Origin of the sequence: Streptomyces djakartensis (genome assembly GCF_014651075.1) — a bacterium.
Taxonomy (GTDB): Bacteria; Actinomycetota; Actinomycetes; order Streptomycetales; family Streptomycetaceae; genus Streptomyces; species Streptomyces djakartensis.
Genome location: NZ_BMWE01000029.1, coordinates 25,929 through 39,357, shown reverse-complemented (window position 1 = coordinate 39,357; position 13,429 = coordinate 25,929). Strand labels below are relative to the sequence as shown.

Annotated in this window: 8 protein-coding genes and 1 pseudogene; 7 read left to right on the top strand and 2 right to left on the bottom strand. The window is 64.3% G+C overall.

Annotation, left to right across the window (positions count from 1 at the left end):
- The first annotated feature begins 47 nt into the window (after window positions 1-47).
- The 7 genes from IE212_RS31875 (at window position 48) to IE212_RS31845 (ending at window position 7,855) form a co-directional block, all read left to right on the top strand.
- Window positions 48-398 (top strand): hypothetical protein, encoded by a 351-nt coding sequence (locus IE212_RS31875; protein WP_190201463.1) that lies wholly within the window; start codon window positions 48-50, stop codon window positions 396-398.
- Window positions 399-441: 43 nt separating this feature from the next.
- Entirely contained in the window at window positions 442-1,998 is a 1,557-nt protein-coding gene (locus tag IE212_RS31870; protein ID WP_190201462.1) for a hypothetical protein, read from the top strand.
- Window positions 1,999-2,084: 86 nt separating this feature from the next.
- Window positions 2,085-3,437, top strand: a complete 1,353-nt coding sequence (gene mycP / locus IE212_RS31865) for a type VII secretion-associated serine protease mycosin (RefSeq protein ID WP_229864663.1) — start codon at window positions 2,085-2,087, stop codon at window positions 3,435-3,437.
- 376 nt (window positions 3,438-3,813) lie between these two features.
- The gene (locus tag IE212_RS31860; RefSeq protein WP_190201460.1) at window positions 3,814-4,149 is read left to right on the top strand and encodes a hypothetical protein; all 336 of its coding nucleotides are present in this window, start codon (window positions 3,814-3,816) and stop codon (window positions 4,147-4,149) included.
- Window positions 4,146-5,315 (top strand): WXG100 family type VII secretion target, encoded by a 1,170-nt coding sequence (locus IE212_RS31855; protein ID WP_190201459.1) that lies wholly within the window; start codon window positions 4,146-4,148, stop codon window positions 5,313-5,315. The genes IE212_RS31860 and IE212_RS31855 overlap by 4 nt, the downstream gene beginning before the upstream one ends.
- Window positions 5,312-6,631, top strand: a complete 1,320-nt coding sequence (locus tag IE212_RS31850) for a hypothetical protein (protein WP_190201458.1) — start codon at window positions 5,312-5,314, stop codon at window positions 6,629-6,631. The genes IE212_RS31855 and IE212_RS31850 overlap by 4 nt, the downstream gene beginning before the upstream one ends.
- A 939-nt stretch (window positions 6,632-7,570) precedes the next feature.
- A complete protein-coding gene (locus IE212_RS31845; RefSeq protein ID WP_190201457.1) occupies window positions 7,571-7,855 on the top strand; it encodes a hypothetical protein in 285 nt (94 codons plus the stop codon).
- Between the two features lie 1,594 nt (window positions 7,856-9,449).
- Here IE212_RS31845 and IE212_RS31840 read toward each other — a convergent pair.
- Together IE212_RS31840 and IE212_RS31835 are read right to left on the bottom strand one after the other, a co-directional pair.
- Entirely contained in the window at window positions 9,450-11,606 is a 2,157-nt protein-coding gene (locus IE212_RS31840; protein WP_190201456.1) for an SUKH-4 family immunity protein, read from the bottom strand.
- A gap of 32 nt (window positions 11,607-11,638) precedes the next feature.
- A pseudogene (locus IE212_RS31835) lies at window positions 11,639-13,321 on the bottom strand (toxin glutamine deamidase domain-containing protein); the annotation flags it as partial.
- Window positions 13,322-13,429: the final 108 nt, after the last annotated feature.

Here is a 13,429-nt window from a genome sequence, read left to right as displayed (position 1 = left end):
CCGCGAGGTGCTGACGACTTGGACAACAGGGGAGAGGACAACGGGGTATGAGCAACGGGATGCGGGTTGATCTGAGCGCGCTGGATGAGGTCATCCGGAAGCTCTGGACGCTGCTCGATGACATGGACAAGGCCGGCACGACGTCGAAGTACGACACGGAGATCCCGATGGATGCCTTCGGCCAGTCCTGCTGGTTCGTGGAAGCCAGGGACCTGCACGGAGCTCATGGCGATATGAAGGTCAAGATCGAGAACATCATCAAGAAGCTTCATGAGTTGATCGACGACTTCAGCACGAAAACCTCGAAGGTGCGGGACAAGTACAACAACGAGGAGCACGAGATCAAGATGAGCGTGGGGGGCGACTCGGGTGGCTCCACGAAGGACCAGATGGTGTAGGTGGCGGGTTTCGGCAACAGGGCACCGACGAGGGGAGTAGAACATGGCCGGCGCAGCTGAAGAATACAGAGTTGCCAAAGAGCAGGAAGAAAGGCAGGACGCCGAACGAGAGGCGTCACAGAAGAAGGAGCATGACCGCCTCCTTGAGTCCGACAAGGTCGCTCACAACGGAGAGGGCATCGACCGTAAGGGCTTCAAGACGGACTTCATGTCCTACTCGGTCAACGGCCTGCGCGGGATGATCCTGGACTCCAACCCCGGCAAGATCTCGGAGGTTGGAAGTCACTGGAAGAAGGTCCACGAGATTCTGTCCGGTGGCGACGGAGACGGCAAGGCCGGCGGCGTAGATTCACAGGCGGCCAAGGGCAGCATTGCCGGGTTGCTCCAGACGGCCGTCGACAACGTCCTCGAGCACTGGGAAGGCCAAGCCGCCGAAGCTTTCCGGCGGAGGGCAGACGCCATTGGTGTCCAGATTCGCAATGGGGCTGCACACGCCAACTTCACGGCGGAGCAGCTCTTTGCGATCAGCAAGGACCTCGACGCAGCCAAGACCAAGATGGAGGACATCAAGGAACCGTCTGCGGCTGAGCGAGCGAGTGACAGGCTCAACGACGATGGGCGCGACGACGCTCAGATGAAGAACGACCTGGCTTCAGGCGCCAGCGCCGACACCGTCGCTCAGGCGAACGAGAAGAGCTTGTCACTCCAGATGGAGCGGCGGCTTAAAGCCGTGGCGGTGATGGAGGAGCTCGCCACCAACTACAAGGTTTATTCGCAGAACCTTAAGAGTGGTGGGCGGATCAACGACAGAGAGGGCGTCAGCCCTCCGAATAGTGACGTGTCGATGCCCCCTCCGATCTCAGTGCCGAGCGCTGCAGGCGGCGGACCGGGTGCCGGGCGTGCGGCCAACAAGCCGTGGAGCGCAGGACCTACCACCAGCGTCAAACCAGCCCCGGCGGTGCCCCGTGACCCGGGCATTGCAGGAGGAGCACAGCTTCCGACAGCCAGGACGAAGGTTGACAGCATTTCTCCTGGCCTGACAGGGAGCCGCCCCAGTACGGGTGTTGGCGTACCCAGCGGCAGTGGCGGCGGCATCGGAACTGGCGGAACCCAGAGCCCGGGCGTTGTGGCCCCTGGTGGCATGTCTGGACTTGCTGGCGGTGCTGCCGCACGCGGCGGCATTGGAGCTGCGGGCGGTCGCGGTGGTTTGGCTGGCGGCGGTGCAGCAGCAGGCCGCGGTGCTGGAGGCCGAGCTGGCATGGGCGGCGGCATGGGCGGCGCTGGAGCTGGCGCAGCTGGCCGGGGTGGAGCTGGTGCCGGTGGCCGAGGAGCCCTCGCAAAATCCCGTGGCGGCGTGATAGGGGCGGCCAAGGGGGTTGCTGGCAAGGGCGCTGGTGGTGGTGCAGGCCTGCACGGCAGCCGCGGCGGATCTCAGCGCGGTGCCATGGCGGGCGGAGCTGGTGGTATGGGCGGCCGCACCGGCCGACGGTCTTCGGAAGAGAACAACCGGGGTGACCGTCCCGACTATTTGGTCGAGGACGAAGAGACCTGGATCTCGGAAGAGGACCGCAATCGCAACGTACCGCGAACCATCGAGTAAACAATGAAGCGGTCCGGATGCAAAGTCGTCGTCTGCCCACAGACGACGACTTTGCATCCGGCCATAGCTGAGTGAGGAGCAGGGAAGTGATTTTCAAGCGAGTCTGGGCCACGACAAGTGTCGTGGCATTGACAGGAGCTGTGCTCCTCACTTCGGCGCCCAACGCCTCTGCGGACTACATCCGAGACAAGCAATGGGTCATTGATGTGATCAACTTCAAGAAGGTATGGTCAGAGTCGCAGGGCCAAGGCGTCACGGTTGCCGTTGTCGACACAGGGGTGGACGGAAGTCATCCTGACCTGGTCGGACAGGTACTAAAGGGTAAGAACGTCACTGGCAATGGTGAAGAGGCCCAGGACGACACTGACGGTCATGGGACGGGCATGGCTAGCATCATCGCAGGTCAGGGACACGGGGTGAATAACTCTTCGGGTGTCATCGGCCTCGCACCGAGAGCCAAGATTCTCCCGATCAAGGCTGCCAATGTTGATGACTTCAATGACGACCAATGGGCTAACGGAATCCGATATGCGGTTGATCAGGGTGCAGATGTGATCAATCTATCTTTCACGGATTCCCTCGCTTCTCCTGGCTCTGAGGGCGCGAAGGCAATTGAGTACGCGCAGCAACATGATGCCGTTGTTGTGGCGGGTACTGGAAACGATGGCATTGACGAACTGCCTTACCCAGCCAAACTACCAGGGGTGGTGGCGGTAGGTGCGGTTGACGAGTCTTTGGACGTCTGGGATAACTCCAATTACGGTGACGGAGTGACACTGGTTGCTCCTGGCGTCAATATTGTCGAGGCGGATCCTAGCCAGTCCAGTGGCTACTCAAACGGAACGGGTACCTCTGATGCAACCGCCTATGTATCCGCCACCGCAGCGCTCATTCGAGCCAAATACCCAGACCTCACCGCAGGCCAGGTAATTAACCGCCTGATCAAATCGGCCACCTTCCTCGACCGCAAGGTTAAGAGAGTACCTGACGAGGAATACGGCTACGGCTTGATCCGCCCGTACTCCGCATTGACGATGGACATCCCCAAGGGACCCAAGCAGGGCCCCCTAGCACAGTCCTCGCAGTCAAGTTCGGCGAACTCCGGAACGGCCTCCCGCGACGACGACAACACGAACCAGGCCAAGAAGAAGAAGTCTTCCTCCGGAAATATCTTCCTCATCGCTGGCGTCGCAGGCGCCGTAGTCGTCGCAGCTGTCCTCTTCGCGGTAATCCGCAGCCGCCGCAACGGCCGTGGTGGTGGTCCGGGACCTGGCGGCGGAACCTCTCCGCAAGGTACGGGAAACCTGCCCCAGCCTCCGGCGGGCTATCAGCAGTACCCCCACGCAGCAGCCCCCAATCAGGGATACCCCACTCCTCCAGGCCAGTCCCCGCAGCACCCCAATCCCTACGCCCAGCAGCCCCCGCATCAAGGGCAATAGCGGGCGGCGGCGCAGCGCACTCTTCTTTACACTTCGCGCCTGGTGCCAGAACGACAAGCGACGTATTGCTTACTCGATGCTGGCGTAGTTGTGCCAGTAAGCCCGTTGGATTGGATTGGATTGGGCGCCTCCGGCGCCGGCCCCTACCTAGCAACTCCTACTTAAGGGCACCCCAATGCAGCTCCAAAGCAAAGGGTGCCCCATGTCTCCAGGACAGTCCCTGCAGCATCCCAACTCGTATGCCGCAACAGCCTCCGCAGCAGGGAGATTAAGAACAAGAAATCACTTCAAGGTCAGCAAAGGCGCAGCAGGCTCGACGAGGCGACTGTCGTACAGGCGGGTTACGCCTAATGAGGTAGTTCATGAACGGGGAAAAATGACTGACGGCGAGGCATACTACGCGGACGGGGCAGGGAGGGGGCTCGCCAAGAAGTTTGAGCTCCAGGCATATGACCTGCGCGCCTATCTCAAGAAGTTTGAGAACGAGACCGGCGAAGAAGCAATCTCTGACGGCTTCGGGCTCCTCACCGAATCGGACGAGGTCAGGAACGCCTACATCGAGTACTCAACTACCGCAGCTGCTGCGATGAAGGCGCTTCATGAGCATCTGGATGCGATCGCTGACGCCCTGAGGAAGGTCAACAAGAACACCGAAGTGAATGATGAGGAGACTGCTGTTCTCTTCGGTAAGGGGGAGGGGGGCGGCAAGTGAGCGGCAAGGAATCAGGTGCAGAAGAGCTCGTCGAGCTTGGCCTCGAGATCGTCAACCCCGGTGGTCGGCCGGATGAACTGAGGCAGGCCGCCAAGGCCTGGCGGCAGCTCAAGGCCGATGTGGCGGGTCCCGACGGACTGCTCACGGCACTCGACAAGAACGTCGAAGCCACAGTCGGTCACACTTGGCGCGGTGAAGCTGCGGAAGCGTTCAGGGGGCACTGGCGCAAGGTCAAAGCTGCAGTCGAGCAAGGTGTCGAAGAGTACGACGACATCGCCAAGCAGCTCGATGAAGTGGCCGATGAAATCGAGACCGTCAACGAAGAGATTCACGCAATCTACGCCGAAATTGGTGTCTCGATCGGCGTTGGTGTCGCCTTGTCCTTTGTGAGTTTTGGCGTCGCGGGTGGTGCCGCTGCCGCCAATGTCACTCGGCTCGCCGCTCAGGCGATCCGTATTTCAGCCCGTCTCGGTACGCTGCTCCGGCGTATCGCGGCGGCAATCCGCGCCTACCAACAGGCCGGAAGGATGACGAAGCTGACGGCCAGCTTCTTCGTCAACTGGGCGGGCAACACTGGTGGAACGCTGCTCGGTGCCGGCCTCTCCGGTCAGGATGTCGATGGTGCCAAGGTCTGGGAAGCAACCTGGCAGGGAGGGCTCGCTGCAGCCGTCGGCACGCCTGCGGGTGCCGCAGCAGCAGGGAAGGCCGCCAAAATCATGGATGACATGGCCAGTCCGCCGAGCGCTCTTGGTAAGAGCGTCATCGAGAACACCACGGGTGGGGTAGTCGGCAATGTGGTCGGTGGGCTTGCCGTGGACGGCCATACCGCTCTCACGACAGACGAGGACCCTGACTGGGGTAAGAATGCCCTGATCAATGCGGCAGGTGGGGCGGTTGGCGGAGCAACAGTGGGCGGCGCCGGACACTACAGGGATAGCATCCCCGTCGCGGAGGGCTGGGACCCGACCCGATACGGGCAGCGCGGCGACAACCCCGACTTCGCCATCGAGGTGCCCGCTGGTGGTGTCGGTGCCGGACTGGCAGGCGCAGGCGGAGAACTGTCCGGGAGTGACGACCCAGCCGGCAAGGAGAAGGACAAGAGCGCGGACGAGCCGACGACGGCTTTCGGCCGTAAGCAGCGGAGCCTTGAGGAAGATTTCGGATGATGACGAGGTCCAGCACGCTGTCCCGCTGCTTGGCTCTGTTGGGGTTCAGCATTGCTGCTACTGTCGCGGCCGTCCTGATCCAGCCCTCTGGCCGTCCACCCAGATGGGACCTCTTCGCCTGTCTGGCGGCGGCGGCCGTTGCTGTGGTGGGCGCATCCCTCTACCTCCGCCGGCCTTCGTCCAATGCCGTGGAGGCAGGCGGCAAGCACTGGTGGGTGGAACAACGCAACGGCTGGGTCGGATTCGCAGCCTGGTCCTGGGTCGTGCTCGCGTTTCTGGTGGCCTACGCAGCACTGTCTCCAGCGCCTGCAGCGTATGCGATCGTTGACGCCGGTTCCGCGATGCGTACAACCGAGATCGAAAAGGTCTTGTCAACGAAGTACGTGAGAAGTCAGCGAACTGGGCATTACAGTTCCACAGTGCAGGTATCTGTGCCCTTTGACCGAGGACCCAAGATCTCCGATGCGGAGATGACCTCAAGTGACAAGCCGAGGCCAGGAGACGAGGTCTGGGTTCTCTTCGCGCCGTCGTCACCAGACCTGGGCTTCTTCATCGGGGATCGGCAGTCGCTTGAGGAGAAGGTCGGCGGCCGCGCTGACTTGTGGTTTGTCTTCTCGACCCTGGGGTGCCTTGCCTTCTGCTGGCTCATGAATCTGTTCGGCCGGTGGCGCTCCGACCCCGTTGCCGGCCTCCACCGTTCACACCAGCATGGCACACTCCACGCACTGCCCGTCTCCGTCACAGGGGTGGGAGTAGCCCTCGACGAGCGCCCAGCGTCTACATCTGAGACCAAGTATCTGAAGCCTCGTATGCGCATGATGAGCGCGGATTTCGGCGAGTTGCATCTCTACCTGGACGACATCGTCGACCCCGCGCCCTTGGCGCGCTTGATCACGGGCGCTCAAGGCCACGTCTACTGGCGACGACCTACTCGGCAACTCCCGTATGCGAATTCGGTCGGCTATGCAGTGGTGATCCTGGACGGACAGCGTTACGTAGCTGGATGGCTTGAGTCTCCGGACGCTTCAGTCTCCCTGCCAATGAGCGCACTCGTTCCTGCAGACCAGCAACTCCCAGCAGTTGGCGTACACCGAGCTCTTCACCCTGTCTCTCCCGTGGAGGCAAGCGCCAACTTCACCGTCCTGAAGGCGCTGTTGCTCGGCATTGTTGCTCTGTCTGTGATCACCTTCGGCGTCGGTGACCTGGCGACGGTCGTTCTTTCTCTAGCGTCGGTACTGACAGTTCTGGTGGGGCGAAGGCTCGCGGGACGTCAGGTGAAGCGGCATCTTGAAAGTCTTGTGCCGGCGGAGACCTGAGCACTGACACGATCCACGGTGCCTGATGGCTGAGCCAGCGGGACGGGGCGGCACATCGGCGCCCCGTCAGTAAGAAAGTGGAACCAACATCTTCAGCAATGACCAGGAGTACCGCGCGTGAAGACGGAAGCCACCGTCCCCATGGCCAAGCTCGCGTTCGACGACCCAGGCACCCGACGCATGTTCGAAAGAAGTCGCCGAAGGGCCCTCATGAACCTGCTGGTTAGGGCCGGAGGCTGGACAGCCTTGCTAATCGTGGCTCGTACGGTCGAGACGAACGCGCAACTCATCGAGGGGGCTGCTTCATTCCTCCTGATTCCCACTGCCTTCTTGCTGGCCGGGCCGGCCAGGAAGCTGCGCTGGCTACGAGCCATCGAAACTGCGCTGCGGTCGTTCCCTTGGCAGCACTGTGTTGTGGCTCCTGAGCAAGGTTCGCAGGTAGGCGCCGGAACTGCGGTACGTGTGGGGCTTGGTGCAGCGGGCGACGAGCATCAGTCGGCGTCCATGGCTGCCCGGACCTGGCGCCTACGGCGGCCGAGGGCGAAGCAGTTGGAGAACGGGGCCTGGTTTGCGGGAGATCTGGACCGCGGTGGTGTCATTGCCAGGCCCGGCGGCCAGGTCCTGGTGAGTGTCCAGCGCACGTAGGCTAGGCGGACGGACCGGAGAACGGGAGCGCGGTAAACTGAAACTCGACGAGATCAGAGAGACGTTCAAGTCCCTGCAGAGCTGTTACTCGCAGGCGGCGCAGATGGCGTTTCAGTTCGCCGAATTCCTCAAGTCCTTCCTGGTGATTTCACACGTTCGCGTCGGCGCTGGCCGCGATCGGCGTGGTCATGTCCGCGGCCGTCAACGGGTTCTCGTCAGCGGATGGATTCCCCCAAGGTGGGAACCGGTAGTTACGATCACCCCGCGGTGTAGCGGAGAAGGCGGTCAGAATCAGTGGGCTTCTTTGGCGGGGTCGACGACCTGGAGCGCTTCCTCACGCGCGCGTGCTACTTGAGCATCGCGTCCGTCCCGGCCTGCTGGGCCCTCATCGTTTTCCTCATTGCCGATGGCGGGTGGCGCTTCAGCTTTCTGCTTTGTGCCGTGCTCCCATTGATCGCCGCGTACTTGGGGGTCCGGGGTAAACAGGAGATTCGTACGGGGATGGCGGCTACGGCTTTCGGACTGGCCTTCGCCTCACTGCCGTTGACGCTCGCGCTGGGGTACCTCGAGGGTGCGTGAGGCGAACCGTGGTGAACCATTCGGATGGCGCCCGAGTTGCCTTGGCGGGGCTCGGCGACAACTCGGCTCATGGCTGAAGCCTGCCCGTCAGCGCTGAGCGCGGTCCGACGAGGTAGGCAAGGCCCCAGGCTGCGACCGCGGCGAGCACGAGGCCGAGCTTGGAGAACCAGTCGACTGCACCGTTGGCTTCGTCGTTCCACCAGGCCATGGCCGGGAAGAAGGGCTCGGAGGGCGTGGGCCAAGTACAGGGTGGTGGACGCGGCGAACGTCAGGTCCTTGGCCAGGACCACGATGAGACCGCTGAAGAGCAGCGGGACGACGATGGAGACCAAGAATCCGAGGAGGACTGCGCCGACCGGATTGCCGCGCATGTTCGGCTGTTGCCCGTAGAGGGGCGTGGAACGATGGCTTGGCATACATCGGGGGCTGGCCGGGGGGTCGGCGGCGGTCCGAAGGCCGGTTGCTGTTGTGGTGGCGGCGCGGGCTGGTTGTACGGGTTGTAGGTGCCCGGCGGTTGCTGTGGGGACTGCGGCGGTTGTGATGGCGGCGGTGATAGAGGCAGCAAAGCTGTCGACATCAGGAGGGGCGTGTCGGAGGCGGAGCTGGTTACATGAAAGGGTCTGAACTCACTTCGTAGAAAGACGAGCCAGTCGGCGCCGTCCGCCACTGAAGCGTCGACGAGCGCAGTAGCTGTTCGGATATCACGGTCGCAATCGGCGGGGACTGCCTGTCCGGCGTTGGAACGCCGCGGATCGAGCTGGGCGTGGCCGGTGCACCGACTGACCGGACCGTCTCTCGCCCGATCCAGACCTTGGCCGGCTGCGCTGTTTCTTCCGGCTTCGGGTAGGTCCGTTGCTGGGTGCCTCGCTTCTGGCACGGCGTTGCCGGGGAACGTCCCGGCCCCGGCCGGGCCAGGCCCGGTTCGAAGAGGTCGGGGTCGTAGGAGCCTCTGCGCCGTGCTGTGCTGCGGTGCAGTGCGGGGAGGAAACCGGAGTCGTCGAAGAGCGGCTCCCCGTGCACCTTGCTGATGCGCGGGTTCATGGCGGGTTCGTGGAGCTCGACCGCGAAGATGCCGCCGAGTCCCGTCCGTCCGGACCCAGGAGGGCCGGTCAGCTCGGCCACTCGCTCAGTCCCGCTGTCCGACCACTCGAGAAGCTCGGCAAGGGCTTGATCGGGCGATACGGGTGAAAGGGTGGGTGCCTGACGGCTCATGGCTGAGTCTGCTGGCTTTCGGTGTGTTCACACGGGGATGGGTTAAGCGTCGTCGTGCAAATGATCCACGGCCGCTGGTTGACCAGACTGTCCCGCGGTCATCCGGCAGTGAGGGTCGAGGAAGACGCCGAGCACGCCGTGATGCACCCTGTCGCCTTTCAGGCGGCCGTGGCGGAGGACTCGGTTCGCTGCCGTCAAGAGTGCGGAAGCCGAGGCCGGTCAGGGTGGCGAGCGCCTCCGAGGGGTGGGCGGTTGGAAGCGGTACATATACTCGTGGCTCCTCCGCAGGGCTCGAATTCGCATACGTTGCAGGCGTTTCGTAGCGGCCCGGATCCGCCCGGTCACGAGCGGAATGAGTCGCCGAGTAACCGGGCCCGGCCCATCAGACTCGGTCGTCGAAGTTGTAGTCCTCGAAGACCCTTTGCCAGCCCTGAGTTTGGTAGGCCTGAGAATCGATCTGGTCCAGCCAGTGACGTAGATCCGTCTCCGTGTCCTCGATCGACCAGTCGGAGGCGCGCCACCAGTAGTAGAGGCGGACCATGGCGACGAACTGGGCGAGACTGCTTCCCGCCAACTCGTCCTCGATTCCCGACCAGCCATCCTGCAGCACACGCCCGTCGCGGCCGTCGAGGAGGAGTCGCGCACCTTGCCAGATGCCGAGGGCGAAGTACGTGGATCCCGTCTCGTCCGGTTTGCCGAACGGCTCGGCAACCGGGTGCAGGCCGGTGTCCTCAAGGCCGGCGGTGTCGAGTTCGAGGAAGCCGGTGACGCAGGGGAAGCCGACTTCGGAGAGGAAGGCGCGTGCGGCGCTGTCGGTGAGGGTGGCTGGCAGGGTTTCCTGTGGGAACCGTTTGACCGCCGCGGATCCGAAGATGTCCGTGAGCCAGTCGGTCGTGGGAGCCAGAGCCTGGGCGGGCAGGTCGGCCCGAGCAAGCGTCGTGTCGGTGCCCACCAGATGCTTGAGGAGGCCTGGTGCGTCCTCCTGTCCGATGCTCTGGTTGATCTCGATCACGCACGTTCCGTCCATGGAGGCCAGGGCGACGCGATGGCCCGAGCGCACACCTTCACGGATGTACTGGGGCATGCGGGGCAGATCCACCTCCCCGCTAGCGGCTCCGGCAGGGCGCCACCCTCGGGGCCCCTGATCCGCCTGCGTGGTGCCGGGGGTGTCCGCGGCCTCACCGGGATCGGCTCGGGGGGTGCCCGAGACCAGGTCCCAGGTGCCGATGTGATCGCGGCGTGTGCGGGCTGTGACCACATCGCCGGTCGGGGTGCGCGCGATCTGGAGCGTCTGGACGATCGGGCGCCTGACCACTGCGTCCGTGCTGAACGCGCCAGCACCGACGCCTTCCGCCCAGAGTGCCCGCCAGGGCAGGGCCACGGGGCCGGCCGCCGACAGGAGCAGATCGGCGGCTGCTTCCTCCGTCGGCCCGGCCTGCATCAAGGTCAGGTGCAACAGAGCCAACCACTCTCCCTGGGACGACGGCTGAACGCCGCGGCGCGCCATGTAGTGGAGGCGGGCCCCGGCACTCCCCTGGGGGATGGGCAGTCCATGGAACGCGGCCTCGAACGCCTCGAAGAGCGTCTCGTGGCCGACCCGGGCGACTGCCGCGGTGTCTTGGAGAAATGCCTCGAACTGGCCGGCTGCCGCAGCGTGACCGGCCAGGGCGCGCTCGGCGTACCAGCGTGCCGCCTCTGGGGCGCCTGCTTCACAGAGGTCGGTGACTGCTCGTGCGTGCCAGGAAGTGGCCTCCTCGGCTGGCATGTGCGTACGCAGATGCCGGGCCATTGCCTCCTGTTTGAAGGAGATGAGGGGGGTGCCGGTCCCTTCGTCCGTCCGGTGGAGCAAGTCTCCGGCCGCCGGGTCGCTGAGCAGCGACTGAAGCCGGGACTCGGGGACGTCTTGGCCCAGGGCGGAGCAGAGCAGGGACCACACGGGTAGGGGAACGAAACGGTGCTCGGCCAACGCCAGCGCATCAAGGGCGGCCGGCAGGGCCGAATCCGCGTTTGGTTCCGTGAAGGCGGGGATGCTTTCGAAGCCCCCCTGCACGGTCAGATGCCGCCCGCCCAACTCGTCGGCCGTGCCCGGGGCATCGTCGACTTCGACGAGCAGGCGCATCCGCAGTCCGCGCGGATGAAATGTGATCAGCGCCTGTGCCACCCGATCGACCACGCGCTTCGGTTCGCGCGAGGTGCGCAGCCGGCCCGCCCACTGCGTGTTGGTGAGCACGATCACGGGGTTGTCGCCGATCCGGCGCGCCACGGCGGTGATGTCGCCGTTGAAGGTGTCCAGGGCGGCGATGCCCAGGGCAGTCGCCAGCTCACGGGCCACCTCCTCCGCTGACCTGCCGGCGCAGTCGACGTGGGCCGCGCCCGGGTGGCGGGCTACGACCTGGCGCAGCAGCGCCGTTCTGCCACTGCCCGCACGCCCGCCGATCCACAGCCAGGAGCTGGTGTCGCGGGGGTGGGCGATCCACTGCAGCGCACGGTCCAGCGCGAGTTCTGGCGTGGTTTCATCTGGGTTCGGGGTGGTGCTCATGCGTCAGGTCTTTCCTACCGTCGGGGTCTTCTCTATGCAGGGCTGCTTGGTGTTGGCAAGGCATACGCCTTAAGGATATCGGCGACCTTGTTCAAGTGGTCTTGGAAGTCCACTTCCATGGCCTGCGCCGCGTTCGGTCTGCCCTCGCTCGGAACGAATGGTTCAACCTGTTCGCCTTTTCGGTAAGCCGTTGCGTAGGTCGTCCCCATCTCCTCCGGCAGATAGGCGCGGATATAGCCTCCGCAGTCCGCATGCCCCTTCGATTCGGAAGGGTGACCACACGGCTCCCGCTCGGTATACAGGTGCGCGGGGATGAGAGGGCTCTTCCCCTTGACCGCGCGGTCCTCGTTGAGACGCTCGATCCAGCCACCCAAGTGCGGTTCTGAGTGGTCGGGTCGTGGTCCCACGTAGCTAAACGAACTGTCGGCCACGTAGTGGGTCTGTTTGGTGTCCGGGTCGTATACTTCCACGACGGCGAAATTACGCCCAAGGAAATTTGGTTTAATGTTCGCGGTGGCTTCTACGACTTGGGCAGCCACGCTCTTTCCGTAGGTTTCGTCGAGGTAGTGTCGGGTGCGCTGCGCAGGGCTGGCGGACGCAGCGTCGGAGCCGCTCACCTCGGAGAAGGGCTTTCCGTTCGCAGCGGCGACGGCGGCCCGTGAGTCCCGGTATTTCTGGTTGTCGTTCCCCGGGAAGTTCGTCTGCCGCCTTTCGTCGCGCGGCCTGTGCGCCTCTCGTGCCTCCTGGGCCTCTTCCGCCTCCGACCAGTGGTAAGCAGACCGGTTGTCGTCGCGCCGGTACGGACTGGCGCCTACGCCCTGGTGCATGTGGAAATCGTTGCTCAGACGCGCCAGAACGCCGACCGCAGCGGCCTGCTGGCCTCGGCTCAGTTCGTTGAAGCCGGGGATCCGATCCGCGAGTTCGTCGCGGCGCCAGGTCGTACCGTTCTTGCTTCCTTCGAGAAGGTCACGCAACCCGGCATTGTCGTTGTTCGCGAAGTCCCGCAAGGTGTCGTAGACCGGATCAAGGTCGATCTGCCGGATGTCCCGGTGGTCCCGGAAGTCCCTTTGAGCCTGGTCGCCGACGACACCGTAGTGCTGGTGATCCGAGTTCTGCTTTTCCTCGAAAGGAGTGGAGCCCAGCCGCTCGGGTGCCGTCCCCGTGTTGGGTTTGTCACCCTTGCCGTCCGGAAACTCCTTTGTCTCATCGGGATCGGTTCCGGCGGGTTCGTCGGGCGCCCTGCGGTCGGCGCCCGTGGGGGTCTCGGAAGCCTCCCGCTGCGGCTGCGTACCGTCGTCGGCGCGCTGGTCGGGTGTCACCGGCTGCCGGTCGGAGTCCAGCGGAATCGCGAAGACCCCGTTGTCCCCGCTGTGCAGCGGCTTCGAGCTCTGCTGCCCGGTCTGGGCGTCGATGTATGTGATCTTGCCGTTGTGGTTGACGGCGTTCCACGCGTGGGCCCGCCCGTTGGCGTCCTGCGTGATGATCACGGCCTGTGAGCCGTGGCCGCTGTCGCGGAGTGTGTTCTCCAAGCGGTTGAAAGCGTCGCGGCCGTTGCCCAGGTCGCTGAAGCGGGCGCCGAGCGTGTTCTCGATGCGGTCGCGGCCGCCCCTCTCGCCGCGGTCCGAGGGCTTGCCGTCAGCGTCGTGGTCGGGGGTGCGGGCGCCTGCGGCCGTGGGGTTGCCGGCGTAGGTGTCGACCGTGGACAGGGCCGTGTCGACGCAGTTGTTGTTGCGCCCGGGGGCGTCCCTGCCCTCGCCGTTGATGCGCTCGACCCAGCGGCCGTCCGCGGGGTCCGGCGGTCGGGTGGGGTCGCCGTTCTCGTC

Bases quoted from the DNA above. Each gene is read 5' to 3' on its own strand.
- IE212_RS31870 (WP_190201462.1), top strand. From the start codon at position 442: ATGGCCGGCGCAGCTGAAGAATACAGAGTTGCCAAAGAGCAGGAAGAA.
- IE212_RS31840 (WP_190201456.1), bottom strand. From the start codon at position 11,606: ATGAGCACCACCCCGAACCCAGATGAAACCACGCCAGAACTCGCGCTG.
- IE212_RS31860 (WP_190201460.1), top strand. From the start codon at position 3,814: ATGACTGACGGCGAGGCATACTACGCGGACGGGGCAGGGAGGGGGCTC.
- IE212_RS31875 (WP_190201463.1), top strand. From the start codon at position 48: ATGAGCAACGGGATGCGGGTTGATCTGAGCGCGCTGGATGAGGTCATC.
- IE212_RS31850 (WP_190201458.1), top strand. From the start codon at position 5,312: ATGATGACGAGGTCCAGCACGCTGTCCCGCTGCTTGGCTCTGTTGGGG.